We start from the raw sequence: 25479 nt of genomic DNA, 5'->3' as shown, positions 1-25479 counted from the left end.
TTTGGGGATTTGGCTTAATTTAAATATGGTTTTGTATTTGGAAGATTAGGCAAATCCGAAAATAGGGCTTAATTTAGTCCCAAACTGCGTGTAGCGCGGGGACGTTGGCGGTCAGTTTACCGCAGAAAATCACGAAAATAAAAGCTAAATGAAATTTCTAAATCTATTTTTATTTCTGACTATTTATTCATTTACGAGTTTCGGACAAGAGAAAAGTACCGAATTGAAAAGACAAATAAATGAAATTGAGAATTATATAAAATTAATTGATTCAAATCCTCAAAAAAACAGAGAAGAACACGATTCAAAAAAGATTAAAAACATAGAACGTGAAGAACGAAGTTGGGAAGCATATTGTTTAAAAGAAAATAAAGAGGGAAATAAACCTTTGAGAATAAAATATAAAGAATTTGGTCCAAAAAAAACTACAAGCTTAAATTTATATTACCAAAAAGGAGAAATTGTTTTTGCAGAATATATGGAAAAGCAGAAAAAGAAAAACGGAACTATTTTAAAAACCCTATTTTACTTTCAAAAATCTATTTTAGTTTATAAAACAGAAGAGGAAAATTTGAAGTTTAGTTTATCTGAACTATTTGATAATGAGAAAATGATAAAGGCATATTTTTAGAAAACTGAAAAGAATGCGTATGACTAAAAAACCGAACCGCCAACAGCTAGAGTTTCGTTGCGTGCGCAGCACGAACAATGAAACTCGTGTTGAACGGAACCGGAGTACCTGCCGTCAACACTATGCATTTATCGTAAAAAAATTAGAGAGAATAACAAGAGGATTTATAGTCCTCTTTTTTTTGGAGTAATTCCGAGGTCGTTTTATAGTGTTTTCGGTCACTTTTGGGCATACTAGCCCTACCCGTAAATCAGCTTTTACAGGGAATGGTGTTTTGGCCACCGCCAAGATACCAAGCAGGCGGACCACGCTGGTCAAAAACTGCTATTCGGTGCAAATTGCCCGTTTTGCAACACGGACATTTGGGCAAGAAGGGTTTCTTTTCTACTTTTTCCAAGACTTTTACTTGGAGTTTCTCCTGCAAAAGTTTCAGCTTCTCCCGCTTCCAAGTGCTGCTCAAAAACCCATAATGACGAATCTTGACAAACCGTTTGGGCAAAATATGCAACGCAAACCTCCGGATAAACTCCTGATGTGAGAGCGTCATTTGCTTTTTGACGCCCGCCACTCGATAATCCTTGTAATCAAAAGTCAGATTTTCGTTGTCTATACTTTTGATTCGATGGTTGCTAATGGCTATTTTATGGGTGTATCTCCCCAAATATTCCACCACAGAGTTTGGACTTCCAAATGGCTTTTTGGCAAAAACTACCCACGGTTTTCTCCACAACTCTTGCCGGATTTGCTCGTAACCAATCGGATTTTTTGCTTTGAGCTTTTGGCAATATTTAGCCCTGAAAACCTTCGACAAAGCTTTTACGGGGAACAGAAATTTGCCGTCCGTTCTACTGTTTTTCCATTGTCCGTTTTTATCGATTCCTCCACCAGGCACAATGCAATGCAGGTGCGGATGCAAACTCAATTGTTGTCCCCAAGTGTGCAAAACGGCAATCATTCCCATTTGCATTTCCTTGGCTTTGCCAAAAGTTTGAAGCGTTTCCCAAGTCGCTTCAAACAGGGTGTCATACACGATTTTGGGCTGGTGAATTGCCAAAGAATTAATCGCTTCGGGCAAGGTGAAAACCACGTGAAAATAAGGCACCGGCAAGAGTTCCGTGCTTCGGGCTTCGATCCAATCCTCTCGCTTATTGCCCTGACATTTCGGACAATGTCGGTTCCTGCAGGAGTTGTAACTGATGGTCAGATTTCCACACTGATCACACCCATCGATATGACCTCCCAATTCTGCCGTTCGACATTTTTTGATGGCCGATAGCGTGCGCAATTGCCAAGTATTGAGTCCATAACTCTCGATTTTTGAACCCACTTTTCGCAGTACATCGGCTACTTCACTTCGACGAAGTTTATATTGAGCGTCGTCGAAATGCTCAGTGCAGGCTACTTCCGGCTGCATTTCTCGAAAAGCGTGTCGAGTGGACTAAAGATGCGCTGACTCTCGAGTTGGGCAATGTGTAAATATTCCAGCGTGGTTTCGATATTTTGGTGTCCCAAAAGGTCTTTGAGGGTCATAATATCCATCCCGTCTTCGAGTAAATGCGTGGCATAAGAGTGCCGAAGCGTGTGGGTGTGAACTTCCTTTTTCACTCCCGCTGCCTTAGCCACTTGCTTCACCGCCCATTGCACACCTCGCTGACTGTACCGATTGTCAAAATCTCCACCTGCTCTTTCGATAGGCTGACCGTTGAAAAGATAATCTTGGGGTTTTTCGGCTTCGATGTACTTTTTCAAACCCCGAATCAAGTGTTCCGATAGCGGAACATAACGGTCTTTTTTGCCTTTTCCCTGAACGACTTTGAGCTGTTTTCGGTCGAAATCCAAGTCCTGCAATCGAACACTTCTGGCTTCCATACAGCGAAGTCCACAGCCATAAAGCAAGCCAATAAGGATTCGGTGTTTGAGCAGTTTGGCATTTTTGAGCATCGCCCAGACTTCTTCTTTGCTCAAAACAACGGGCAGTTTTTTCTCGTGCTTTATAGACGGCAATCGGAGGTATTCATACGGAATCCCTTCCGATTTCAGCAGAAATCGAAGCCCATAAACGCAGTGTTTGAAGTAGGTTTGCGATGGGGTTTTGGACTTTTTTTGCAGGTAAAACAAGTAGTCCTGAACTTGTTCGGGATCCAACTCCGTGGGGATTTTGCCAAAATACAGCGAAATCGAAGCCAAGTGGCGGGAATAATTGTTGAAAGTGCTTGCACTTCGTCCCAAGACCGAGACCGTCCGCTCAAAACGTGACAACAATTCCTCAAAACCGGGAATCTCTCGCTTGGCTTGGTTTAAAATTTTGTTTTCCCTTAAATCATCTGGATGTTTTTTTTTGTAGCCATAGTTTACGATTTTTTATTACCTTCGTAAGGTACAAAATCATCGCGAGTGCTACCGAAGGTTTAGTTCAACAATCACTACAAGCTAGTTGCCGAAGCATTGGAATAAATAGGCAACCAGCGTGTAGTTTTAACGTTAGTGGCAAGTATAATACCCTAAAGAAATGATTAAACAAAAGTGGAAAGAATTTAAATCTGCTATAATTTCTGAAAGCAAAGAATATGATTTTGAAATTGGTCTTTCTGCAGAAGAATTAAAAGATTGTAAATTTAAAAATAGCATCCCAGATGAATTACTCGATGTTCTTTATGATTCCAATGGACAGAAAATTAATTCTAAACCAATGTTTTTTGAATTTAAAAATCAAGCAAATGGAATTATTCTGTGGAAGTTTAATTTTTTAAATTTAGAGCAAATCATTCTGACGTACAACTTTATTCAGGAATATACGAAAACTCAAATTGATGCAAATTTAATTCCATTTGCTAAATATGAAAAAGGATTAGGCGATCAAGGTACGATGGCTTTCACAATAAACAAAATTGACAAAACTATTCACAGAACATTGTTTTATGAATATGATAGATTTGTTACAGTGTTTGAATTTCGATCGGAAAAAATAGCAAATAATTTGAACGATTTTTTAGAAAATCAAATCTTGTGGAGAACTTTAAAACTTGAATAAAACCAGCCACTAACAGCTAGAGTTTCGTTGCGTGCGCAGCACGAACAATGAAACTCGTGTTGAACCCTTCGGTAAACTCTGGGCAGGCTCACCGGAGTACCTGCCGTCAACACTATGCATTTATCGTAAAAAAATTAGAGAGAATAACAAGAGGATTTATAGTCCTCTTTTTTTTTGAGTAATTCCGAGGTCGTTTTATAGTGTTTTCGGTCACTTTTGGGCATATTAGCCCTACCCGTAAATCAGCTTTTACAGGGAATGGTGTTTTGGCCACCGCCAAGATACCAAGCAGGCGGACCACGCTGGTCAAAAACTGCTATTCGGTGCAAATTGCCCGTTTTGCAACACGGACATTTGGGCAAGAAGGGTTTCTTTTCTACTTTTTCCAAGACTTTTACTTGGAGTTTCTCCTGCAAAAGTTTCAGCTTCTCCCGCTTCCAAGTGCTGCTCAAAAACCCATAATGACGGATCTTGACAAACCGTTTGGGCAAAATATGCAACGCAAACCTCCGGATAAACTCCTGATGTGAGAGCGTCATTTGCTTTTTGACTCCCGCCATTCGGTAATCCTTGTAATCAAAAGTCAGATTTTCGTTGTCTATACTTTTGATTCGATGGTTGCTAATGGCTATTTTATGGGTGTATCTCCCCAGATATTCCACCACAGAGTTTGGACTTCCAAATGGCTTTTTGGCAAAAACAACCCACGGTTTTCTCCACAATTCTTGCCGGATTTGCTCGTAACCAATCGGATTTTTTGCTTTGAGTTTCTGACAATATTTTGCCCTGAAAACCTTCGACAAGGCTTTTACGGGGAACAGAAAATCACCCTTGGAGTGGCTATTTTTCCATTGTCCGTCGGCATCGATTCCTCCACCAGGCACAATGCAATGCAGGTGCGGATGCAAACTCAATTGTTGTCCCCACGTGTGCAAAACGGCAATCATTCCCATTTGCATTTCCTTGGCTTTGCCAAAAGTTTGCAGGGTTTCCCAAGTTGCTTCAAACAGGGTGTCATACACGATTTTGGGCTGGTGAATTGCCAAAGAATTAATCGCTTCGGGCAAGGTGAAAACCACGTGGAAATAAGGCACCGGCAAGAGTTCCGTGCTTCGGGCTTCGATCCAATCCTCTCGCTTATTGCCCTGACACTTGGGGCAATGTCGGTTCCTGCAAGAGTTGTAACTGATGGTCAGATTTCCACACTGATCACACCCATCGATATGACCTCCCAATTCTGCCGTTCGACATTTTTTGATGGCCGATAGCGTGCGCAATTGCCAAGTATTGAGTCCATAACTCTCTATTTTTGAACCCACTTTTCGCAGTACATCGGCTACTTCACTTCGACGAAGTTTATATTGAGCGTCGTCGAAATGCTCAGTGCCGGCTACTTCCGGCTGCATTTCTCGAAAAGCGTGTCGAGTGGACTAAAGATGCGCTGGCTCTCGAGTTGGGCAATGTGTAAATATTCCAGCGTGGTTTCGATATTTTGGTGTCCCAAAAGGTCTTTCAGTGTCATAATATCCATCCCGTCTTCGAGTAAATGCGTGGCATAAGAGTGCCGAAGCGTATGCACGTGAACTTCCTTTTTCACTCCCGCTGCCTTAGCCACTTGCTTCACCGCCCATTGCACACCTCGCTGGCTGTACCGATTGTCAAAATCTCCACCTGCTCCATTGGGCAAAGGCTGGCCGTTGAAGAGATAATCCTGGGGTTTTTCGGCACCGATGTACTTTTTCAAACCCCGAATCAAATGTTCCGATAGCGGAACGTAACGGTCTTTTTTGCCTTTTCCCTGAACGACTTTGAGCTGTTTTCGGTCGAAATCCAAGTCCTGCAATCGAACACTTCTGGCTTCCATACAGCGAAGTCCACAGCCATAAAGCAAGCCAATAAGGATTCGGTGTTTGAGCAGTTTGGCATTTTGCAACATCGCCCAGACTTCTTCTTTGCTCAAAACAACGGGCAGTTTTTTCTCGTGCTTTATGGACGGCAATCGAAGGTATTCATAAGGAATCCCTTCCGATTTCAGCAAAAACCGAAGTCCGTAAACGCAGTGTTTAAAATAAGTTTGCGAAGGTGTTTTGGACTTTTTTTGCAGGTAAAACAAGTAGTCCTGAACTTGTTCGGGATCCAACTCTGTGGGGATTTTGCCAAAATACAGCGAAATCGAAGCCAAGTGGCGGGAATAATTGTTGAAAGTGCTTGCACTTCGTCCCAAGACCGAGACCGTCCGCTCAAAACGTGACAACAATTCCTCAAAACCGGGAATCTCTCGCTTGGCTTGGTTTAAAATTTTGTTTTCCCTTAAATCATCTGGATGTTTTTTTTTGTAGCCATAGTTTACGATTTTTTATTACCTTCGTAAGGTACAAAATCATCGCGAGTGCTACCGAAGGTTTAGTTCAACACACGCTACAAGCAATTTGGGGATTTGGCTTAATTTAAATATGGTTTTGTATTTGGAAGATTTGGCAAATCCGAAAATAGGGCTTAATTTAGTCCCAAACTGCTTGTAGCGCGGGGACGTTAGCAACAATATATGACGAACGTAGAAAACACAATAGACAGATATAAATTAAGTCAGTTCTATAAAGGAAAAGACTTTGAAATTAACTATGTGAAAGTTCAACAATTTGACAACCCAGAAATAAATAGTGAAAATATTCATATTCAAAGTTTATCCTTTTTATATGAAACATTAAAATCAAAAGATAAAGCCGAAATTAATTCAAAATGGACAAACCTTTTTCCAAAACTTGACAAAGTTAAAAAATTGAAAATCACGTTTGGAATTAATCAAGAAATGTTTAATGTCGTCTGTGAAATACCAAACTTGGAAGAATTAGTTATAGATACCTCAAAAGTGACTGACCTAAATCAACTTGAAAGAATACAGAACTTAAATAGATTAGAAATCGATAGTTTCTCTCAACTAACTAATATATCTTCACTTGAAAAAATCAAACTTAGACAACTAAAAATTGAGAATTGTTTCAAAATTGAAAACTATGAAATAGTTGAAAAAATAGAAAGTTTAATTGGACTTTCTTTGAATGGTTATTGTTGGGGACCAAAAAATCTAAAAATAAAAACAATCGAACAATTTGTTAAACTCAAAAAACTAAAACATTTAGATTTAAGTACAACATCATTGGAAGATAAAAACTCAATATATAAAATTTTTGAAATTGAGAGTTTGGAAAGGTTTGATATTACAGGAAGTTTTAAACCTGAAATTGTGGAAGAAATTAAACAAAGACATCCAAATTTAGTAGCAGGATTTTTCACAGATTGGGATTATAAAAATAAAAAAATGTTTAACGGAAAATTTTGGTAAATATTTATACTGTTGCTAACAGATAGAGTTTCGTTGCGTGCGCAGCACGAACAATGAAACTCGTGTTGAACCCTTCGGTAAACTCTGGGCAGGCTCACCGGAGTACCTGCCGTCAACACCATGCATTTATCGTAAAAAAATCAGAGAGAATAGCAAGAGGATTTAGTGTCCTCTTTTTTTTGGAGTAATTCCGAGGTCGTTTTATAGTGTTTTCGGTCACTTTTGGGCATACTAGCCCTACCCGTAAATCAGCTTTTACAGGGAATGGTGTTTTGGCCACCGCCAAGATACCAAGCAGGCGGACCACGCTGGTCAAAAACTGCTATTCGGTGCAAATTGCCCGTTTTGCAACACGGACATTTGGGCAAGAAGGGTTTCTTTTCTACTTTTTCCAAGACTTTTACTTGGAGTTTCTCCTGCAAAAGTTTTAGCTTCTCCCGCTTCCAAGTGCTGCTCAAAAACCCATAATGACGAATCTTGACAAACCGTTTGGGCAAAATATGCAACGCAAAGCGGCGGATAAATTCCCGATGCGTGAGTGTCATTTGCTTTTTGACTCCCGCCATTCGGTAATCCTTGTAATCAAAAGTCAGATTTTCGTTGTCTATACTTTTGATTCGATGGTTGCTAATGGCTATTTTATGGGTATATCTCCCCAAATATTCCACCACAGAGTTTGGACTTCCAAATGGCTTTTTGGCAAAAACAACCCACGGTTTTCTCCACAACTCTTGCCGGATTTGCTCGTATTTTATGGGCTCTTTCTTTTTGAGTTTCTCGCAAAATTTCGCTCGAAACACTTTCGACAAGGCTTTTACGGGGAACAGAAAATCACCCTTGGAGTGGCTATTTTTCCATTGTCCGTCGGCATCGATTCCTCCACCAGGCACAATGCAATGCAGGTGCGGATGCAAACTTAGGTTTTGTCCCCAGGTGTGCAAAACCGCTATCATCCCCATTTGCATTTCCTTGGCTTTGCCAAAAGTTTGAAGCGTTTCCCAAGTCGCTTCAAACAGGGTGTCATACACGATTTTGGGCTGGTGAATTGCCAAAGAATTAATCGCTTCGGGCAAGGTGAAAACCACGTGAAAATAAGGCACCGGCAAGAGTTCCGTGCTTCGGGCTTCGATCCAATCCTCTCGCTTATTGCCCTGACATTTCGGACAATGTCGGTTCCTGCAGGAGTTGTAACTGATGGTCAGATTTCCACACTGATCACACCCATCGATATGACCTCCCAATTCTGCCGTTCGACATTTTTTGATGGCCGATAGCGTGCGCAATTGCCAAGTATTGAGTCCATAACTCTCGATTTTTGAACCCACTTTTCGCAGTACATCGGCTACTTCACTTCGACGAAGTTTATATGGAGCGTCGTCGAAATGCTCAGTGCCGGCTACCTGCGGCTGCATTTCTCGAAAAGCGTGTCGAGTGGACTAAAGATGCGCTGACTCTCGAGTTGGGCAATGTGTAAATATTCCAGCGTGGTTTCGATATTTTGGTGTCCCAAAAGGTCTTTGAGGGTCATAATATCCATTCCGTCTTCGAGTAAATGCGTGGCATAAGAGTGCCGAAGCGTATGCACGTGAACTTCCTTTTTCACTCCCGCTGCCTTAGCCACTTGCTTCACCGCCCATTGCACACCTCGCTGACTGTAACGGCTGTCAAAATCTCCTCCAGCTCCATTGGGCAAAGGCTGGCCGTTGAAGAGATAATCCTGGGGTTTTTCGGCACCGATGTACTTTTTCAAACCTCGAATCAAGTGTTCCGATAGCGGAACATAGCGGTCTTTTTTGCCTTTTCCCTGAACGACTTTGAGCTGTTTTCGGTCGAAATCCAAGTCCTGCAATCGTACAGAACGAGCTTCCATACAGCGAAGTCCACAGCCATAAAGCAAGCCAATAAGGATTCGGTGTTTGAGCAGTTTGGCATTTTGCAACATCGCCCAGACTTCTTCTTTGCTCAAAACAACGGGCAGTTTTTTCTCGTGCTTTATGGACGGCAATCGAAGGTATTCATAAGGAATCCCTTCCGATTTCAGCAAAAACCGAAGCCCATAAACGCAGTGTTTGAAGTAGGTTTGCGATGGGGTTTTGGACTTTTTTTGCAGGTAAAACAAGTAGTCCTGAACTTGTTCGGGATCCAACTCCGTGGGGATTTTGCCAAAATACAGCGAAATCGAAGCCAAGTGGCGGGAATAATTGTTGAAAGTGCTTGCACTTCGTCCCAAGACCGAGACCGTCCGCTCAAAACGTGACAACAATTCCTCAAAACCGGGAATCTCTCGCTTGGCTTGGTTTAAAATTTTGTTTTCCCTTAAATCATCTTGATGTTTTTTTTTGTAGCCATAGTTTACGATTTTTTATTACCTTCGTAAGGTACAAAATCATCGCGAGTGCTACCGAAGGTTTAGTTCAACAGCGGTTTTGAGATAGTGGGGAATTAGTAATAAATTTAATGTCGGTTTTGTGTTTGGAAGAAATGTCTTAAACTGAATGTTTTTGGCTTTCTTTTCCCCACCATCGCAAAGCCACAAAACGTTATGAGCCATATTCACACTGACTGCAAATGAAAGAACTAATTCCGACAATAAACAAAATAGTAAAGTTTGGTTTAGAACCGAAACTAACAGAAGTCAACAAACAAGAATCGCTCGAAAAGAATCTTGTGAAAATATATTCAATGTATTTCGATGTAGATTATAAATTTGACGAAAAAGATTATGAAGAATTTGATAGTCAAAAGTTTCCGAATATTAGGCAGAATGTAGAATCAAACTTTGAAAATTTTGGGTTCTATAAAACAATACTTGACATAAATAATTTCGAAAATCATCAAGAAGATGCAATTGGAGATGCCGTGGACGACTTAACAGACATAATACAAGATCTTTTGGAAGTAAAATGGAGAATTGAAAATAACAGTTTAGAAGACGGACTTTGGTTTTTTAATTTCATATTCAGAAGTCATACTCAACAGCATATTTTGGATTTATTGAATTACATAAAGCAAAAAGAAGAATAAATACGGCTCATAACAGCTAGAGTTCCTATGTAAAGCAGACTTAAGTTATTAACAACTTTTTAAACGTAGTAATATGTTGATTTTTTTCGAGTAAAAAATGCCATTCCAACGGCTTGTTGGAAAAGTTGGAAACAACTTTTTGTCCGCCGCAGGCTTGGGACAGAAAAAGTTATTCTGACTTTTTCAATAATGCCACGATTCGTTTTCCTCCTCTTTTATTCCATAATTTTTTATTTAAATCCTTAAATCTCAAGCTCCTATTTGTGGTCTAAATCAATAGCCACCAGCATCTGTTTGGTTGTAAGAATAACAAAATAGCTGCCTGCTTCGTATGTAGCCCATGCTTTAGCCCATGGCTACAACCCTAGCTTTGCAGTCTATTTTTTCTTATTTCATTGTGAGAACTTTAAGAAAGTTGTTTTTGATTTTTTTGCCACTCTAATTTCTAATTTTAAACTTCTTGTTTTTCTAGAATTATGTTTTTGTTAATTTGATAAGGAGTTTGTGTCTTAATTACCGATAGTATTCTTCTAGTCATTTTATGAGCTACTTTTACGATAATATTTTTTACGTTTTTGCCTTGATGTTTTCTATAATACTGTTGCATCTCTAGATCTTTTCGCACTGCAATCCAAGCGGCTTCAATTAGATAACTTCTCAATTGACTTCTACTTCGAGGGGTAAGTCCTAAACATTTTTCGCTACCACCGCTGTTGTGCATTCCAGGTACAATCCCTATAAAACTAGCAAATTGTCCTTCGGTATTAAAGCGTCTCAAATCTCCACATTCAGCTATAATAACAGAAGCTAAAAAACCTCCAATACCAGGAATACTCTTCAATAAATTGTAATCCTCTTTGTTCTCTTTACGGCAATAAGCTCGCATTTGATTGGCAATTTCCAAATACTCTGATTTGATAAATTTGAACATTCTGATTTTTCCTTGCAAAGCTAAATCACCACAAACTGTACCGAACTTGAGTTTTTCTAACCATTCTATAAATCCATTAGGCCAATTCGAATTGTCAAATTCTTCGGGAATTTCTATTCCGTGAAACAATAACAAACTCTTGATCTGCAATTTAGTCGTCCTCAGTTTTTTGGTAACTTGCGTTCGATGTCGTGCCAAACTCATGAACTGATCTTCGGCTTCGGTAGGAATATTGATTCCTTTTAAAGTGCCAGATTTCAACTGGTTGGATAAATTTTTGGAGTCCAAAGCATCTGTTTTTTGATAACGTTCTTTGTTTCCTGTTTTCACGTCAGCTGGATTGACTACTAAGACATTCCAAGCTAAATTCAAGAAATATCGCGCTACGGAAAATCCGCAACAACCTGCTTCATAAACCAAATACACTTCATGATTGTGAAAATTTTTATTTACATATTCCTCTAAATCGGAAGATTTTGAAGGCATCGAATAAGTTTTATGAAAAAATAAATCGGTCTGGATTGAAACTGTCCATGTTTTCTTGTGTATATCCAAACCAATATATACTTTTGGACTAGTAGTAATTTGAGTACTCATATCATTAAAGTATTGGCAGACAGCAGTAAGCTGTACTGCAGTTAGTATTTATTTTGAGGCTCAATTTACTGCTTTTACATGGATGCTTCGTTGCGTGCGCAGCACGAACAATGAAACTCGTGTTGAACGGAACCGGCAATTATCTTATACTATGGAGTTATCGAAAATTTGGAAAAGGAATATGTAAGAAGTGTTTTTTATTCCTAATATGGAGTTATCGACAATCTATTGATTTTTAATACAATAAATCAAATTCAAATGCCGTAACTACAATGCAAAAGTACAAACTAAATTGGGTTATGGCAATTATTTAAATTTGTTTTCAAAGGCTTCTTAGATAATTATATTTTAACACAGCTACCGTAGGTTTAGTTCAACACACGCTACAAGCAATTTGGGTATTAGGCTTATTGGAAAAATTGGTTTGTATTTGGAAGATTTGGCAAATCCGAGAATAGGGCTTAATTTAGTCCCAAACCCGCTGTAGTGCCAAGACGTTAGGCGACAGCAGTCACGAAAATGGAAATTTCAAGACTATAAAGCTAAATCAACAGAAAATTTTAGTAAATTTGGAATATTAAATCTAAAAAAAGATGTCACAAATCATATCTATAGAATTTCCAGATTATTTGGCAAACTCAATGCGAATGAATAAAAGCGAATTTGGAAAAGAAATTAAAATTTCTGGTCTTGTAAAACTTTTTGAATTGGGTAAAATTTCATCGGGAACTGCCTCGAAAGTTTTACAATTGTCTAGAATTGAGTTTTTAGAATTATTAGCCAAATATAATGTTGGTTTCTTGAATGTTGAAGACTTAAGTGAAGATTTACAAAATGCTTAAAGTTGTTTCAAACACCACTCCTATTATTTCACTTTTAAAGATTGGTAAACTCAATATCTTTAAAGATTTGTATGGTGAAATTTTTATTCCTCAAGAAGTATTTAATGAAATCGAGGCAGGAAAGAATAAAGAATTTTATAACGATTTATCGAAAATCGAATGGATAAAAATCGAAAAAATAAACAATGAAAAGTCTTTGTCTTACTTTTTAGATTTAGACAAGGGAGAAGCCGAAGCAATTGTTTTAGCAACTGAAAAAGAGGCCGATTTAATAATACTTGATGAATCTTTAGGAAGATTTCACGCTAAACATACTGGACTAAAAGTTACTGGAACAATTGGAATACTTTTAAAAGCGAAACAACTTGGACATATTAATGAACTAAAACCTTTACTTTTTGAACTAAGAACAAAAAACGTATGGTTAAGTGATGGCTTCATTGAAAATGCACTAAAACTAGCAAACGAAAAATAAAACCGGATAATCTGCCGTCGCCTAACAGCTAGGATTTCGTTGCGTGCGCAGCACGAACAATGAAATCCCTGTTGAACAGCTTGTCCCGATGCATCGGGAGAACCGGCAATTATCTTATACTATGGAGTTATCGAAAATTTGGAAAAGGAATATGTAAGAAGTGTTTTTATTTCCTAATATGGAGTTATCGACAATCTATTGATTTTTAATATAATAAATCAAATTCAAATGCCGTAACTACAATGCAAAAGTACAAACTAAATTGGGTTATGGCAATTATTTAAATTTGTTTTCAAAGGCTTCTTAGATAATTATATTTTAACACAGCTACCGTAGGTTTAGTTCAACAGCCGTTACACGAGATTTGGGCATTTGGCTTAATGGGAAAATGGTTTTGTATTTGGAAAATTTGTGTTTAACCGAAAAACCTCGCGTCTTTAATCCCAAACCCGCTGTAGTGCCAGAACGTTGGCGGGAATAGCACCCCACTCCACTAAAAAACTATATCCTAAAAAATAAAATTCAACAAGCTAAATTATATTTGTATCTTTGTATGGAAACAAAAATAAATTAAATGAATAAATTTGATGTTATTTTTTTGACAGAGGCTAGAGAATTTCTTTTTGAATTAGACGAAAAAAGTCGAGACAAGATTATTTTCAACATAGACAAATCAAAAATTAAAAACGACAACGAATTGTTTAAAAAACTCAAAGGAGAAATTTGGAAATTTAGAACCTTGTACAACAAAACTTATTTCAGAATTTTTGCCTTTTGGGATAAAACCGAAAAAACTAAGACTTTAGTTTTAGCAACACACGGTATAATTAAGAAAACAGGCAAAACTCCTGAAAAAGAAATTGAAAAAGCTGAAAGCATAAGGCTAAAATACTTTGAATTTAAAATTAAGCGAAATGAAAAATAAAGAAAAAGAATTAGAAATGTTCACTTTTGACCAAATTAAGAATGAATTTATTGGCGAAACTGGAAGCGTAAAAAGAACGCTTTATGAACAAGAACTTCAAATGGAAATTATCGGAGATTTAATCAAAAAAATTCGCCTAGAAAGAAATATGACTCAAGATGAATTAGGCAAATTAATTGGTGTTCAAAGAGCTCAAATTTCAAAACTTGAAAACAACACTACGAATGTAACCGTTGAAACAATATTAAGAGTTTTTAGTGCTTTAAAAGCAAAAGTAAATTTCAATGTTGAATTACTAAACAGTAACATAAAGATTGCGTAATAAAGCTACTCCCGCCAATCGAGTAGACGGCTCCGCTAGAAACTTACGGACTGCGCCTCTCAAATATTTATATTCACGAAAACCAAAAAAAACAATAAAAACCTGAGTACACCACCGATCCCTTCGGCTTCGCTCAGGACAGGCCAAGCGGGTCATCCCTATTTTTATCGGGACAAACTGTACTCGGCGGTTCGCAAAGTGATGGGTTAAGTTCGACGTAAACATCGGTCAATGATTGATAGCCACGTTGTTTTAAGCGTTTCAAGGTAATGGTCGTATTCAAAATAGGACTCTGAGCCACTGCCCAACCTCCTTTTACTCCCGCTTTTTTATTGTTTTTTTATTGTTTTTTTATTGTTTTTTTTTGTGTTCGTGAATGCAGAGCATTTCTCGTTCGACTCCAAGCATAGGCGTGGTCTTGGTCAACCCCCAATCGTATGAGATTCTTTCTCTTCCTTTCCCCGCCCGCCTGCTGGCTCGTTCGCTAAAAATGTCCACTGGACATTTTCTTAACGCTCCGCCCTCAATCGTGCCAAATGCAGTATCGAAGTCGGTTTACTCACTTTTTATATTGTTTTTTTTGTGTTCGTGATACCGCTTCGCTAAATTCTGTTCGTCGGTACCGGATTTTGTCGTTTCGCTTCCTTCAGTTCTGGTTTCGCAACCAACAACCTTGCGACGTACTAATGATTCGGGTTTTCAATCCGCTCATAAGGGACTTGCACCCTCTGGAAAAACAACACGCCGTAAGTTTGTATTCTAATCCAAAATTTGTATTTTTCGATTTTATCAAAGCCTACGGCGTGTGTCCTGCTCATGCAGGGCACACACAGCCACTACAACGGATTTGGGCATTGGGCTTAATGGAAAGATGGTTTTGTATTTGGGAAGATTTGGCAAATCCTAAGAATGGGCTTAATTTAGTCCCAAACTGCCTGTAGCGCCAAGACGTTACTAGAAATCGCAAAAAAATCGAGAGAACTCAAAAAACCTACGTAACAATTTATTATCTTTACACGTAAAAAACTTTATTATGAACACGAAACTCACATTAAATCTTGATGCGGAAATAATACACGAGGCAAAAACATATGCTAAAAGTCACAGTGTAAGCTTATCAAAACTCATAGAAAACTATCTTAATTCGCTAACCAGAGAATCAAAAAAGAAATCTTCTGTTAGTCCATTAGTTGAAAGTTTGACAGGAATTATCCCAAGTGATTACGACGAAAGAAGAGATTACAGAAACTATATTGACCAAAAATATTCATAATGGAGAATATTTTCGTAGATACAAATATTGTTATTGACCTTTTAGCCAAGCGTGAACATTTTTATAAAGATGCTCAAGATTTATTTACACTTAGTGATAAAAAAGAGGTTAAACTTTTCATTTCTTCGCTAACTTTTGCAAATGCTTACTACTCTATTGTCAAACATCATAAAGATGTGGATGCAAAAAAGTATTTGTCCAAATTTAAGGTATTAGTAACCATACTTCCTTTGGAAGACAAAGCAATCGAATTAGCCTTGGCTTCAGATTTTAAAGACTTTGAAGATGGTTTACAATATTTCGTTGCAATGGACAATGATGCAGATATACTAATAACTCGAAACAAAAAAGATTTTAAGAACTCGAAAATTCCCGTAATGACTGCAGAGGAATATATGAAGAAATAAAGCGACTTCTAGTAATCGAGTAGACGGCTCCGCCCCCAACGGAACAGACTGCGCCTCTCAAATATTTATATTCACGAAAACCAAAAAAACCAAAAAAACCAAAAAAAACCTGAGTACACCACCGATCCCTTCGGCTTCGCTCAGGACAGGCCAAGCGGGTCATCCCGATTTTTATCGGGACAAACTGTACTCGGCGGTTCGCAAAGTGATGGGTTAAGTTCGATGTAAACATCGGTCAATGATTGATAGCCTCTTTGTTTCAAGCGTTTCAAGGTAATGGTCGTATTCAAAATAGGACTCTGAGCCACTGCCCAACCGCCTTTTCGAGTGCGACTCCAAGCATAGGCGTGGTCTTGGTCAACGCCCAATCGTATGAGATTCTTTCTCTTCCTTTCCCCGCCCGCCTGCTGGCTCGTTCGCTAAAAATGTCCACTGGATATTTTCTTAACGCTCCGCCCTCAATCGTGCCAAATGCAGTATCGAAGTCGGTTTACTCACTTTTTATATTGTTTTTTTTTGTGTTCGTGATACCGCTTCGCTAAATTCTGAACCAGCCATCCAAATCACGTAGTTTGCCCATAATGCTCGTTCCCCGAAAATAGTTTAACCATCCTCGTTGCACTTCTTTTATCTTGGCAATACGTTCGATGTTTTATATTGCCCCAGAATGCAATTTTGCTGTAATACACTACGAATAGTGCTATTTAAAAGCATAAAATCACGTACTCTATATTTTTTACCGTAATTAATTGGTAAATACTCATTTTTTAGATACTTTTGTGTAATCGATTGCATTATTGTTTTTTTTTTAGGTTTACATAAATTGTTTTTCCTCAATGTAAACCAAAAATAAAATCAATGCATGCCAGACGCAATTATTCAAGATTTAAAAAATAAGCGATTTAGATGATTCCAACCACACGATTAATAGCACTACTTTTTATCTGTTTTTCGCTTGCTTCAAAAGGACAAAACGCGGAAATCAAAAAAGAAAGCCAGACGACAACCGAATGGCTATTGGCCAATTTGCTTCGGGAGAAATCAAACAATGTCGAAATTAGTGGAAAACCCCAAACAGTCGCTTCGCCCTATGGAGAAGCCGTTTCTTTCAACGGAATAGACGATGCCTTTTTTTTAAATGAACTTCCATTGCAATCACTTGAGGAATTTACGGTCGAAATGATATTCAAACCCGAGCTAAAAGGTGTGTTTGAACAACGAATCCTGCATATTGGCGAAAGCACAAAAGACCGGATGTTACTCGAAATTCGGGCAGTCGACAATAATTGGTATTTTGATGGTTATACCGCTTCAGGCACCAACAAAAAAGCGCTTATCGACGAAAAACTAATTCATCCATTGGAACAATGGTATCATGTTGCTTTTGTGGTAACACCAAAAAGCCGAACCACTTATGTCAACGGAAAACAGGAATTGTTCCTGGAATTTCCTTTTCTGCCCATTGAAAGCGGACAAACTTCCATTGGAGTTCGCATGAATAAATTATGCTGGTTCAAAGGAGCCATCTATAAAATAAGAATCACGCCCAAACAAGTTCAACCAAATAATTTCATGAGTTTTATTAAATAAAAAATAGTAAAATGAAAACTATTTCCAAACTGCTTCTTGTTTTTGTATTCCTCCAAACAGGAATCCTGCTCAAAGCACAAACCAAAATCTCGGAAGACTTGGTGACAAAAACGATGCTGAAAGCCACGGAATATATGGTGCAAAACGTGAGTACCAATGGAGGTTATGTTTGGACTTATACTCCTGATTTGTCCCGTCAATGGGGAGAAATGGAAGCCTACAAATCGATGATTTGGCTGCAACATCCCGGAACAATCAGTATGGGACATTTATTTCTGGATGCCTATCACACGACCCAAAACGAATATTACTATCAGGCGGCACGAAAAGCGGCAGCGGCAGTTATTCAGGGACAGAGCCCGGAAGGTGGCTGGAACTACATGGTCGATTTCAAAGGCGAAGAATCGCTAAAACAATGGTACAACACCATCGGTAAAAATGGTTGGCGACTGGAAGAATTTCAGCATTATTATGGCAATTCCACTTTTGACGACGATGTTACCTCGGATGCCGCCCGATTCCTGTTGCGAATGTACTTGGAAAAAAAGGATTTAGTTTACAAGCCTGCTTTGGAAAAAGCCATCGAATTTGTGCTGAAAAGTCAATATCCCAATGGAGGTTGGCCACAGCGCTATCCATTAAAAGAAGGATTTTCGAAAAAAGGTTTTCCTGACTATACAGGTTTTTATACCTTCAATGACGACGTGATTTGGGAAAACATCCATTTCCTGATTCAATGTTACGTGGTTTTGGGCGAAGAACGCTTTCTGGAACCCATTCATAAAGGAATGGATTTTTACAGGAAATCTCAAGACAAGAGTGGTGCTTGGGGCCAACAACTCAACATGAAAATGGAAGTGGCCAGTGCCCGAACTTATGAGCCGGCCGCATATCTTCCGAGTGCTACCTGCGAAAACGCAATGCTTTTGCTAAAATTCTATCAATTTACGGGTGACAAACAATTTCTGGAAGGAGTTCCAAAAGCCATTCATTGGTTGGAAAAAGCAACACTTCCAAACGACAAAACAGAAGGCAATCGCACCCATCCCACCTTTGTGGAAGTAAAAACCAACAAACCCATTTATGTGCACCGCAAAGGTTCCAACGTTAAATTCGGAAGCTATTATGTGGATTATAACGATACCAATTTACTGGCCCATTACTATGGAAAAGCACACATAGAACTTCAAGAATTAAAAGAGGAATTCCTGAGAGTTTCTAAACTCGAACCGGAAGAAGCTACCAAAGAATCTCCTTTGCCAACAAAACAATTGAATCATAAAGAAACTATGGAACAATATTATGATTTAAACCGATATGATTTTTCGTTTCAACCGGAGGAATCCAAAATATCCGAAATTCTAAACACACTTGATGAGCAAAACCGTTGGTTAACCAACCGTGTTTATATCAGTAACCCGTACATTGGCGATGGAAAAAACGAAGAACAAACCAATAAATATGCAACAACCAAAGTAGGAGACGAAACGGATACTTCACCTTACAATAATACTGGTAATCAAAAATACATTTCAACCGGCGAATACATTTCGAATATGAGAATGCTGCTCAATTTCATCCAATACAACAAATCCCACTCGGCTAATTAGACAACACGAATTAAATAAATATGCTTAAAAAGTATTCTAAAAATATAATTGGTTTTATCCTTATTGCAATGATTGGTTTTATGGCTAATGCCCAATCCAGCAAAGTTGCAAAGGAAAAACCGAAACCCCGAATAGTGATTAGCTCCGATATTGGCGGAACCGATCCTGACGACTTCCAATCGATGATTCATCTATTGATGTATTCCGATTTATTTCAAATTGAAGGACTTGTTTCTTCCCCTTTTGGCGAGGGTAGAAAAAAGCATTTTTTGGACATGATTGATTTATACGAAAAAGATTTTCCAAAACTAACGACACATAATAAAAACTTGGCCAAACCCAATGATTTGAGGGCAGTTTGCAAACAAGGAGCTATTCCAAGTGCGCCATTCAAAGGTTACAGCACTGCGACCGAAGGCTCTCAATGGATCATCAAATGTGCCAAAAAGAAAAGCAGTCAACCCTTGTGGGTATTGGTTTGGGGTGGTCTCGAAGACTTGGCACAAGCCTTGCACGACGCTCCTGAAATAGAAAAAAACATTAAAGTATATTGGATTGGCGGTCCCAACAAAAAATGGAGCATCAATGCCTATGACTATATCGCCAAAAACCACCCCAATCTTTGGATGATTGAAGCCAATGCCACTTACAGGGGATGGATTATCGATTCGGAAGCGCCAAAAGAAATTAGCAGCGAAAACTATTACGGCAATTACATCCAAGGTCGTGGTGCCATGGGAAAAGCTTTCAAGAATTATTATAATGGCAACATAAAAATGGGAGATACTCCTTCTCTCGCCTATCTAATGAATGGTGATCCAAACATCCCGTTAACGGACAGTTGGGGCGGCAGTTTTACGCCAATCGACAGAAGTTCCAGAAACGTTTTTGAGCGCAATACCACAATAAAAGACACCGTAGCCGCATATGCCGTATTGGAATGGCGTTTTAAAGGACCAAAAATGAAGATCCCGAAAGATTCTGCTTGCTTTATTTTTGAAGCAGGAGGTCAAAAATGGCCTGGTTATTGTGCAGAGGAAGGCGTTTATGCCGTTCGCTATTCGTCCAAAAAGCCAGAAACTTGCAGCTATGTTACAACTAGCTCCATTCCGGAATTAAACGGACAAAAAGGGCAATTTACAAGCACCATTCCATGGCCGGGAAAACAAACTCCCGATGATTACACGCTCGGAAAACATTGGTATGGAGACCGAAAAGAACCTGAATTATTTTTGGAACAGCAACAAGGAGCCAGAACGATATCAAAGTTTCGATCAGAGTTCTTGCTGGACTGGGCAAAAAGATGGGAATGGCTCCATTAAACAAATAAACAAAAACGCAGTCCTAAATTAAATTAAAAATCAAACCAAACAAAAAAGAATGAAAACAAAACCAATTAACCTATTGTGTATCGCCTTGACAGTTGTAATGACGAGTTGGTCGAATACCAGTGTCGCCCAAAATTCAAAATCCAATGAAACTTATAAAGGTATTGAATTCAAAATGGACATTGTAAAAGAACCCATAATTCCAAACAACACCGTAAACATCAAGGATTTTGGTGCCGTAAACGGAGGAACTGTTTTAAACACCAAGGCTTTTGCCGATGCCATTGCTGCCGTTTCCAAAAAAGGAGGTGGAAAAGTGATTATTCCTCCCGGAATTTGGCTTACAGGCCCAATCATTTTGAAAAGCAACCTAGAATTGCATGCCCAAACCGGCGCATTGATAAAATTCTCGACGGATAAAAGTTTATATCCTCTAGTTGAAACCAGTTTTGAAGGATTGAACACTTGGCGTTGCATTTCGCCTATTTATGGGAAGAATCTTGAAAACGTGGCTTTCACCGGAAAAGGAGTTTGGGACGGCTCAGGAGAGGTTTGGAGACAAGTCAAAAAAAGCAAACTTACCGAAAGCCAATGGAAAAAATTTGTGGCTTCAGGCGGAGTGCTCAATGAAAAAAAAGACAGTTGGTACCCATCGGAAACGTTTATGAAAGCTTCTGTTGGTGCAGACCAAAATGTACGTCTGGATTTGAAAACCAAAGAAGATTTTGAAGCCATTCACGATTTTCTTCGTCCGGTATTGGTAAGCATTCAAAACAGCAAAAGAGTGATGTTTGACGGTCCCGTTTTTCAAAATTCACCAGCTTGGAACATTCATCCATTGATGATTGAAGACTTGATTGTTCGTAATGTGTCTGTTCGCAATCCTTGGTTTTCCCAAAACGGAGACGGTCTTGACGTGGAATCTTGCAAAAATGTATTGGTTGAAAATTCCAGCTTTGATGTGGGTGACGACGCAATTTGCATCAAATCAGGAAAAGACAAAGACGGTCGTGATCGTAAGGTACCTTGCGAAAATATTATCATCAGAAACAACATAGTTTATCATGGACACGGCGGAGTTACCGTGGGTAGTGAAATGTCCAGTGGTGTAAAAAACATGCACGTATCAAACTGTTCTTTTATGGGAACCGACGTTGGATTGCGTTTCAAAAGCAACCGCGGACGTGGTGGTGTTGTGGAAAACATCTTTATCTCGGATATTTTCATGACCGATATTCCATCACAAGCCATTTCATTCGACCTGTATTACGGTGGAAAATCCATAGCCGAAACTTTGGCCGAAGGGGGAAATACCATTAGCACCAAAATAGTTCCTGTCGACGAAAAAACACCGCAGTTCAAAAACATTACCATCAAAAATATCACCATTGCGGGAGCATATCAAGCCGTATTTTTGCAAGGTTTGCCTGAAATGAACCTGGAGAACATCGAAATCTCCAACTTGATTGCAAAAGCAGACAAAGGTTTCTCAATCATTGATGCCAATGGAATCAAACTCAGCAATATCAAATTAGACATAAAAGAAAGCAATGTTTTTGAAATCTATAATGCCAAAAATATGTCATTCAAAAATATTGAATTTAATTCGACTTCACCAAAAGCAGTTACCGTCAATGGAGCCGCTTGCGAAAAAATTGAATTGACCTCGTCTGCTAATTTGGATTTTTCCAAAACAACCTTCATTGGAGAAACCGTTCCAAAAGGAGCCGTGAAATTGTAAAACGACAACATTTTAACAATAAACCCGTTGGCTGAAATCATTTCACAACGGGTTAAAACAATTTAAACAATGAAAATATTCAAAAACCAACCCAAAAGCTGCACGCTATTTCTTAGTGTAATTCTATCATCGTTTTCATTCGTTTTTTCAATTGCCCAATCCAACAAGAGCGACAAAATAACAATCAGCACAAGACCCTTTATGGATGGCGTCAATCATTGGTATTATGTAAAAGACGAAACCAATATTGTAAATCCAGTTCCAAACCAACCCCAATATCCGGAATCCGAGTACACGAAAATAGCCGACAACATCATTTATTTTCAACGCAATAATGGAGGATGGCCCAAAAATTATGATATGAGAGCTGTATTGACTCCAGAGCAAATAAACGCCGTGGTCAAAACAAAGTCTGTTTATCACACTACTTTTGACAATGCCACCACTTATACCCATACCTATTATTTGGCACAAGTCTATACGCTGACCAAAACCGAAAAATACAAAGATGCTTGCCTAAAAGGAATTGATTTTATTCTTAAAGCCCAATATTCCAATGGAGGTTGGCCACAATATTTCCCTTTAGAAAAAGGCTACAGTCGCCACATCACCTTCAATGACGGAGCGTATATGGGCATTATGAATATTTTGGAAAAAATTATTGACAACGACCCTAATTTTGCATTTGTAGATACTAAAACAAAAAACAAAGTAACCAAGGCTTATCAAAAAGGGATCGATTGCATCCTAAAAATGCAAATTGTCGATCAAGGAAAATTGACCGCTTGGTGTCAACAGCACGATGAAGTAACTTTATTGCCGGCTTGGGCCAGAAAATTTGAACCACCAAGTATTTGCAATGGAGAAAGTGCAGCAGTTGTCATGTTCTTGATGAGTATCGACAATCCAAATGAAAAAATAATCCAATCCATACAAGCAGCCGTAAAATGGTTTTCGGATTCCAAAATATACAATACCCGAGTGGAAACATTTGATGCACCAAAAGAGGAATCAAAATACATGACGATTACCAAAGACAACCGAGTGGTGACAGACCCAACCGCTCCACCTATTTGGACACGTTATTATGAATTGGGAACCGGAAAACCCCTGTTTTGCGATCGAGACAGCAAGTATTTATACTCTTTGGCCGAAGTTAGCCGCGAACGCCGAGTGGGTTATGCTTGGTACACTTACAACCCTGACAAAGTCTTGAAAAAATACCCGGAATGGCAAAAAAAATGGGCACCAACAACGGATGTTTTGAAACCGTAAAATAAAATAAAAACCTCTTTTAAAGCGATTTAAAAGAGGTTTGTTTTTAAAACCAAATACGAACACTCCCGTCATCAAAGGAATCCATAAAAAATACAATCGGCATTTTTCCAATTCCTCATAAAAACACTATTTTTGCACTCTAAATATTGCCTTATGCCAAAGAAAAAATACAAAATAGCGGTTATTCAATTGAATCTGAATGACGTTGCCGAAAACAACCTGAAAAAATGTTTGTCTTGGGTTAGAGACGCTGCCAGTCAAGGTGCGGAAGTGATTTCATTGCCCGAATTATACAGCAGCCACTATTTTTGTCAAAGTGAAGACGTGGATAATTTTGCCTTGGCAGAACCCTTGTACAGTACTTCGTTTATTGCTTTCAGTGCTTTGGCAAAAGAATTGGGAGTCGTGATTATCGTTCCTTTCTTCGAAAAAAGAATGGCGGGAATTTACCACAACAGTGCCTACATCATCGACACCGATGGTTCGGAAGCAGGATTGTATCGCAAAATGCACATTCCGGATGATCCACATTTTTACGAAAAATTTTATTTCACTCCGGGTGATTTGGGTTTCAAGGCCTTCCCTACCCAAAAAGGAAAAATTGGAACGCTTATTTGTTGGGATCAATGGTATCCAGAAGCGGCTCGTTTGACGGCTTTGCAAGGTGCCGATGTGTTGTTTTATCCAACGGCAATCGGCTGGCATCCCTTGGAAAAAGAACAATATGGCGAAAACCAACACGGTGCCTGGATGAACGTGATGAAAGGTCACGCCGTGGCGAATGGTGTGTATGTTGCCGCCGCAAACCGAATCGGATTAGAACAATATTTACCGGATACGGCTGGAATCCAGTTTTGGGGTTCTTCGTTTATTGCAGGACCACAAGGCGAAATTTTGGCACAAGCCTCCCACGATAAAGAAGAAATCTTGATTGCCGAAGTGGACTTGGACTTGCAAGAAAATGTGCGCCAAAACTGGCCTTTCTTTAGAGACAGAAGAATTGATGCTTTTGGAGATATCACGAAAAGAGCGATTGATTAATTATGAGTGCATCCAATAGAAGATTCCCCGCCGAATGGGAAAAGCAGCAAGGTATTTTATTGTGTTTTCCTCATAACGGAAACGATTGGCCAGGAAAATATGAAGCCATACAATGGGCTTTTGTGGAATTTATCAAAAAAGTAGCCACTTTCGAGCAAGTATTTTTGGTCGTTGCCGATGAAAAATTAAAAGCTAAAGTTACAGAAATGCTAGAAACAGCAACTGTAAAAATGAGTAATGTTTGTTTCATCATTCATAAAACCAATAGAAGCTGGATGCGTGATTCTGGGCCAATTATTGTTCAAAACGGAACGAAAAGAGAAGCCTTGAATTTCAATTTCAACGGTTGGGCAAAATATAAAAACATCAATTTGGACAAACACGTTCCTGCCAAAGTGGGCGAATTCCTGAAACTTCCCGTAACCCAAGTTTTATACAACGGAAAACCCGTAATCGTGGAAGGTGGAGCGATTGACACCAACGGAAAAGGCACATTGTTGACTTCGGAAGAATGCTTGATGCATCCTGATATTCAGGTTCGAAATCCAGGTTTCACCAAGGAAGATTATGAAGCGGTTTTCAAGGAATATTTGGGAATTACCAACGTGATTTGGCTAGGCGACGGAATTGAAGGGGATGACACTCACGGACATATCGACGATTTGTGCCGTTTTGTAAATGAAGACACTATTATCACCATTGTTGAAAAAGACCCGAAAGACAACAATTACAAGCCTTTGCAAGACAACCTGAAACGTTTGCAAAATGCAAAATTGGAAAACGGAAAATCTCCAAAAATAGTAGAATTACCAATGCCAAAACGCATCGATTTTGACGGATTGCGTTTGCCCGCCAGTTATGCCAATTTCTTGATCTTGAACAACTGTGTTTTAGTTCCAACATTCAACGATTCGAACGATAGAATAGCTTTGAATATCATCGCAGATTGTTTTCTAGATAGGGAAATCATTGGAATTAACGCAATAGATTTGATTTGGGGTTTTGGAACTTTGCATTGTTTGAGCCAACAAATTCCAGAGTAAAAGTTCAAAACTTTGGAAGAATACCAAACGTTATTATATTTTAATCC

26 protein-coding genes are annotated in these 25479 nt (G+C 38.8%); 17 read left to right on the top strand and 9 right to left on the bottom strand.

Going from position 1 to position 25479, the window contains the following annotated elements:
• Positions 1–148 precede the first annotated feature (148 nt).
• Positions 149–631: a hypothetical protein gene (locus OZP13_RS04085; protein ID WP_281298754.1), complete on the top strand. Its 483-nt coding sequence runs from the start codon at positions 149–151 to the stop codon at positions 629–631.
• Positions 632–881: 250 nt separating this feature from the next.
• Here OZP13_RS04085 and OZP13_RS04080 read toward each other — a convergent pair whose 3' ends face one another.
• Positions 882–2045, bottom strand: coding sequence for an IS91 family transposase (locus tag OZP13_RS04080; RefSeq protein ID WP_281298753.1), 1164 nt, complete (start codon positions 2043–2045; stop codon positions 882–884).
• On the bottom strand, positions 2030–2893 hold the full coding sequence (locus OZP13_RS04075; protein ID WP_349293502.1) for a tyrosine-type recombinase/integrase: 864 nt from the start codon (positions 2891–2893) through the stop codon (positions 2030–2032). Before OZP13_RS04075 ends, OZP13_RS04080 begins: the two co-directional genes overlap by 16 nt.
• Positions 2894–3140: 247 nt before the next feature.
• Between OZP13_RS04075 and OZP13_RS04070 the strand changes: the two genes are divergently transcribed.
• Positions 3141–3662, top strand: a complete 522-nt coding sequence (locus OZP13_RS04070) for a hypothetical protein (protein WP_269242510.1) — start codon at positions 3141–3143, stop codon at positions 3660–3662.
• 242 nt (positions 3663–3904) lie between these two features.
• On the opposite strand, the gene OZP13_RS04065 is transcribed toward OZP13_RS04070, so the two are convergent.
• Together OZP13_RS04065 and OZP13_RS04060 are read right to left on the bottom strand one after the other, a co-directional pair.
• Positions 3905–5068, bottom strand: coding sequence for an IS91 family transposase (locus OZP13_RS04065; RefSeq protein WP_281298752.1), 1164 nt, complete (start codon positions 5066–5068; stop codon positions 3905–3907).
• Positions 5053–5919 (bottom strand): tyrosine-type recombinase/integrase, encoded by an 867-nt coding sequence (locus OZP13_RS04060; RefSeq protein WP_349293501.1) that lies wholly within the window; start codon positions 5917–5919, stop codon positions 5053–5055. Before OZP13_RS04060 ends, OZP13_RS04065 begins: the two co-directional genes overlap by 16 nt.
• Before the next feature lie 288 nt (positions 5920–6207).
• Between OZP13_RS04060 and OZP13_RS04055 the strand changes: the two genes are divergently transcribed.
• Positions 6208–7005, top strand: a complete 798-nt coding sequence (locus tag OZP13_RS04055) for a hypothetical protein (RefSeq protein ID WP_281298751.1) — start codon at positions 6208–6210, stop codon at positions 7003–7005.
• Positions 7006–7253: 248 nt separating this feature from the next.
• Here OZP13_RS04055 and OZP13_RS04050 read toward each other — a convergent pair whose 3' ends face one another.
• Both OZP13_RS04050 and OZP13_RS04045 read right to left on the bottom strand, forming a co-directional pair.
• Positions 7254–8417, bottom strand: a complete 1164-nt coding sequence (locus tag OZP13_RS04050; RefSeq protein ID WP_281298750.1) for an IS91 family transposase — start codon at positions 8415–8417, stop codon at positions 7254–7256.
• A complete protein-coding gene (locus OZP13_RS04045; RefSeq protein ID WP_349293500.1) occupies positions 8402–9268 on the bottom strand; it encodes a tyrosine-type recombinase/integrase in 867 nt (288 codons plus the stop codon). Before OZP13_RS04045 ends, OZP13_RS04050 begins: the two co-directional genes overlap by 16 nt.
• 305 nt (positions 9269–9573) lie before the next feature.
• On the opposite strand from OZP13_RS04045, the gene OZP13_RS04040 reads away from it, so the two are divergent.
• Positions 9574–10029 (top strand): DUF5063 domain-containing protein, encoded by a 456-nt coding sequence (locus OZP13_RS04040; protein WP_269242503.1) that lies wholly within the window; start codon positions 9574–9576, stop codon positions 10027–10029.
• 451 nt (positions 10030–10480) lie between these two features.
• Here the strand turns inward: OZP13_RS04040 and OZP13_RS04035 are convergent, their stop codons facing one another.
• Positions 10481–11557 carry an IS110 family RNA-guided transposase gene (locus OZP13_RS04035; RefSeq protein ID WP_281298749.1) on the bottom strand — a complete coding sequence of 359 codons (1077 nt, stop codon included), beginning with the start codon at positions 11555–11557 and terminating at the stop codon, positions 10481–10483.
• A gap of 593 nt (positions 11558–12150) precedes the next feature.
• Here OZP13_RS04035 and OZP13_RS04030 point away from each other — a divergent pair.
• The 6 genes from OZP13_RS04030 to OZP13_RS04000 all read left to right on the top strand — a co-directional run bounded on the left by OZP13_RS04030 (position 12151) and on the right by OZP13_RS04000 (position 15801).
• The gene (locus OZP13_RS04030) at positions 12151–12399 is read left to right on the top strand and encodes a UPF0175 family protein (protein WP_281298748.1); all 249 of its coding nucleotides are present in this window, start codon (positions 12151–12153) and stop codon (positions 12397–12399) included.
• Positions 12392–12874, top strand: coding sequence for a PIN domain-containing protein (locus tag OZP13_RS04025; protein WP_269242498.1), 483 nt, complete (start codon positions 12392–12394; stop codon positions 12872–12874). Before OZP13_RS04030 ends, OZP13_RS04025 begins: the two co-directional genes overlap by 8 nt.
• Before the next feature lie 574 nt (positions 12875–13448).
• On the top strand, positions 13449–13799 hold the full coding sequence (locus OZP13_RS04020) for a type II toxin-antitoxin system RelE/ParE family toxin (RefSeq protein ID WP_269242497.1): 351 nt from the start codon (positions 13449–13451) through the stop codon (positions 13797–13799).
• Positions 13789–14121 carry a helix-turn-helix domain-containing protein gene (locus OZP13_RS04015; RefSeq protein ID WP_269242496.1) on the top strand — a complete coding sequence of 111 codons (333 nt, stop codon included), beginning with the start codon at positions 13789–13791 and terminating at the stop codon, positions 14119–14121. The genes OZP13_RS04020 and OZP13_RS04015 overlap by 11 nt, the downstream gene beginning before the upstream one ends.
• Before the next feature lie 1033 nt (positions 14122–15154).
• Positions 15155–15394 carry a DUF6364 family protein gene (locus OZP13_RS04005; RefSeq protein ID WP_269242495.1) on the top strand — a complete coding sequence of 80 codons (240 nt, stop codon included), beginning with the start codon at positions 15155–15157 and terminating at the stop codon, positions 15392–15394.
• Positions 15394–15801 (top strand): type II toxin-antitoxin system VapC family toxin, encoded by a 408-nt coding sequence (locus tag OZP13_RS04000; protein WP_269242494.1) that lies wholly within the window; start codon positions 15394–15396, stop codon positions 15799–15801. The genes OZP13_RS04005 and OZP13_RS04000 overlap by 1 nt, the downstream gene beginning before the upstream one ends.
• A gap of 140 nt (positions 15802–15941) precedes the next feature.
• Here OZP13_RS04000 and OZP13_RS18725 read toward each other — a convergent pair whose 3' ends face one another.
• Together OZP13_RS18725 and OZP13_RS18720 are read right to left on the bottom strand one after the other, a co-directional pair.
• Positions 15942–16169 carry a hypothetical protein gene (locus OZP13_RS18725; protein ID WP_432419467.1) on the bottom strand — a complete coding sequence of 76 codons (228 nt, stop codon included), beginning with the start codon at positions 16167–16169 and terminating at the stop codon, positions 15942–15944.
• A 170-nt stretch (positions 16170–16339) separates the two neighbouring features.
• Positions 16340–16423, bottom strand: a complete 84-nt coding sequence (locus OZP13_RS18720; protein ID WP_432419482.1) for a hypothetical protein — start codon at positions 16421–16423, stop codon at positions 16340–16342.
• Positions 16424–16707: 284 nt separating this feature from the next.
• Between OZP13_RS18720 and OZP13_RS03990 the strand changes: the two genes are divergently transcribed.
• From OZP13_RS03990 to OZP13_RS03960, 7 genes are all read left to right on the top strand, one after another.
• Complete coding sequence (locus tag OZP13_RS03990; protein ID WP_281298747.1) at positions 16708–17391, top strand: LamG-like jellyroll fold domain-containing protein; 684 nt, start codon at positions 16708–16710, stop codon at positions 17389–17391.
• Between the two features lie 11 nt (positions 17392–17402).
• Positions 17403–19001, top strand: a complete 1599-nt coding sequence (locus OZP13_RS03985; protein WP_281298746.1) for a pectate lyase — start codon at positions 17403–17405, stop codon at positions 18999–19001.
• Positions 19002–19021: 20 nt separating this feature from the next.
• Complete coding sequence (locus tag OZP13_RS03980) at positions 19022–20323, top strand: nucleoside hydrolase-like domain-containing protein (protein ID WP_281298745.1); 1302 nt, start codon at positions 19022–19024, stop codon at positions 20321–20323.
• 58 nt (positions 20324–20381) lie between these two features.
• Positions 20382–22070 (top strand): glycoside hydrolase family 28 protein, encoded by a 1689-nt coding sequence (locus OZP13_RS03975; RefSeq protein ID WP_281298744.1) that lies wholly within the window; start codon positions 20382–20384, stop codon positions 22068–22070.
• A gap of 69 nt (positions 22071–22139) precedes the next feature.
• Positions 22140–23345, top strand: coding sequence for a pectate lyase (pelA, locus tag OZP13_RS03970; protein ID WP_281298743.1), 1206 nt, complete (start codon positions 22140–22142; stop codon positions 23343–23345).
• A 156-nt stretch (positions 23346–23501) separates the two neighbouring features.
• Positions 23502–24389, top strand: coding sequence for a carbon-nitrogen hydrolase (locus OZP13_RS03965; RefSeq protein ID WP_281298742.1), 888 nt, complete (start codon positions 23502–23504; stop codon positions 24387–24389).
• Between the two features lie 2 nt (positions 24390–24391).
• The gene (locus OZP13_RS03960; protein WP_281298741.1) at positions 24392–25432 is read left to right on the top strand and encodes an agmatine deiminase family protein; all 1041 of its coding nucleotides are present in this window, start codon (positions 24392–24394) and stop codon (positions 25430–25432) included.
• Positions 25433–25479: the final 47 nt, after the last annotated feature.

This window comes from Flavobacterium limnophilum, assembly GCF_027111315.2.
Classification (GTDB): Bacteria; Bacteroidota; Bacteroidia; order Flavobacteriales; family Flavobacteriaceae; genus Flavobacterium; species Flavobacterium limnophilum.
The sequence above is the reverse complement of the archived record's forward strand: the minus strand, read 5'-3'. Positions and strand labels throughout refer to the sequence as shown.

Coding starts and splice junctions, on each gene's coding strand:
- OZP13_RS04085 (WP_281298754.1), top strand. CDS start 149: ATGAAATTTCTAAATCTATTTTTATTTCTGACTATTTATTCATTTACG.
- OZP13_RS04080 (WP_281298753.1), bottom strand. CDS start 2,045: ATGCAGCCGGAAGTAGCCTGCACTGAGCATTTCGACGACGCTCAATAT.
- OZP13_RS04070 (WP_269242510.1), top strand. CDS start 3,141: ATGATTAAACAAAAGTGGAAAGAATTTAAATCTGCTATAATTTCTGAA.
- OZP13_RS04065 (WP_281298752.1), bottom strand. CDS start 5,068: ATGCAGCCGGAAGTAGCCGGCACTGAGCATTTCGACGACGCTCAATAT.
- OZP13_RS04055 (WP_281298751.1), top strand. CDS start 6,208: ATGACGAACGTAGAAAACACAATAGACAGATATAAATTAAGTCAGTTC.
- OZP13_RS04050 (WP_281298750.1), bottom strand. CDS start 8,417: ATGCAGCCGCAGGTAGCCGGCACTGAGCATTTCGACGACGCTCCATAT.
- OZP13_RS04040 (WP_269242503.1), top strand. CDS start 9,574: ATGAAAGAACTAATTCCGACAATAAACAAAATAGTAAAGTTTGGTTTA.
- OZP13_RS04035 (WP_281298749.1), bottom strand. CDS start 11,557: ATGAGTACTCAAATTACTACTAGTCCAAAAGTATATATTGGTTTGGAT.
- OZP13_RS04030 (WP_281298748.1), top strand. CDS start 12,151: ATGTCACAAATCATATCTATAGAATTTCCAGATTATTTGGCAAACTCA.
- OZP13_RS04025 (WP_269242498.1), top strand. CDS start 12,392: ATGCTTAAAGTTGTTTCAAACACCACTCCTATTATTTCACTTTTAAAG.
- OZP13_RS04020 (WP_269242497.1), top strand. CDS start 13,449: ATGAATAAATTTGATGTTATTTTTTTGACAGAGGCTAGAGAATTTCTT.
- OZP13_RS04015 (WP_269242496.1), top strand. CDS start 13,789: ATGAAAAATAAAGAAAAAGAATTAGAAATGTTCACTTTTGACCAAATT.
- OZP13_RS04005 (WP_269242495.1), top strand. CDS start 15,155: ATGAACACGAAACTCACATTAAATCTTGATGCGGAAATAATACACGAG.
- OZP13_RS04000 (WP_269242494.1), top strand. CDS start 15,394: ATGGAGAATATTTTCGTAGATACAAATATTGTTATTGACCTTTTAGCC.
- OZP13_RS03990 (WP_281298747.1), top strand. CDS start 16,708: ATGATTCCAACCACACGATTAATAGCACTACTTTTTATCTGTTTTTCG.
- OZP13_RS03985 (WP_281298746.1), top strand. CDS start 17,403: ATGAAAACTATTTCCAAACTGCTTCTTGTTTTTGTATTCCTCCAAACA.
- OZP13_RS03980 (WP_281298745.1), top strand. CDS start 19,022: ATGCTTAAAAAGTATTCTAAAAATATAATTGGTTTTATCCTTATTGCA.
- OZP13_RS03975 (WP_281298744.1), top strand. CDS start 20,382: ATGAAAACAAAACCAATTAACCTATTGTGTATCGCCTTGACAGTTGTA.
- pelA (WP_281298743.1), top strand. CDS start 22,140: ATGAAAATATTCAAAAACCAACCCAAAAGCTGCACGCTATTTCTTAGT.
- OZP13_RS03965 (WP_281298742.1), top strand. CDS start 23,502: ATGCCAAAGAAAAAATACAAAATAGCGGTTATTCAATTGAATCTGAAT.
- OZP13_RS03960 (WP_281298741.1), top strand. CDS start 24,392: ATGAGTGCATCCAATAGAAGATTCCCCGCCGAATGGGAAAAGCAGCAA.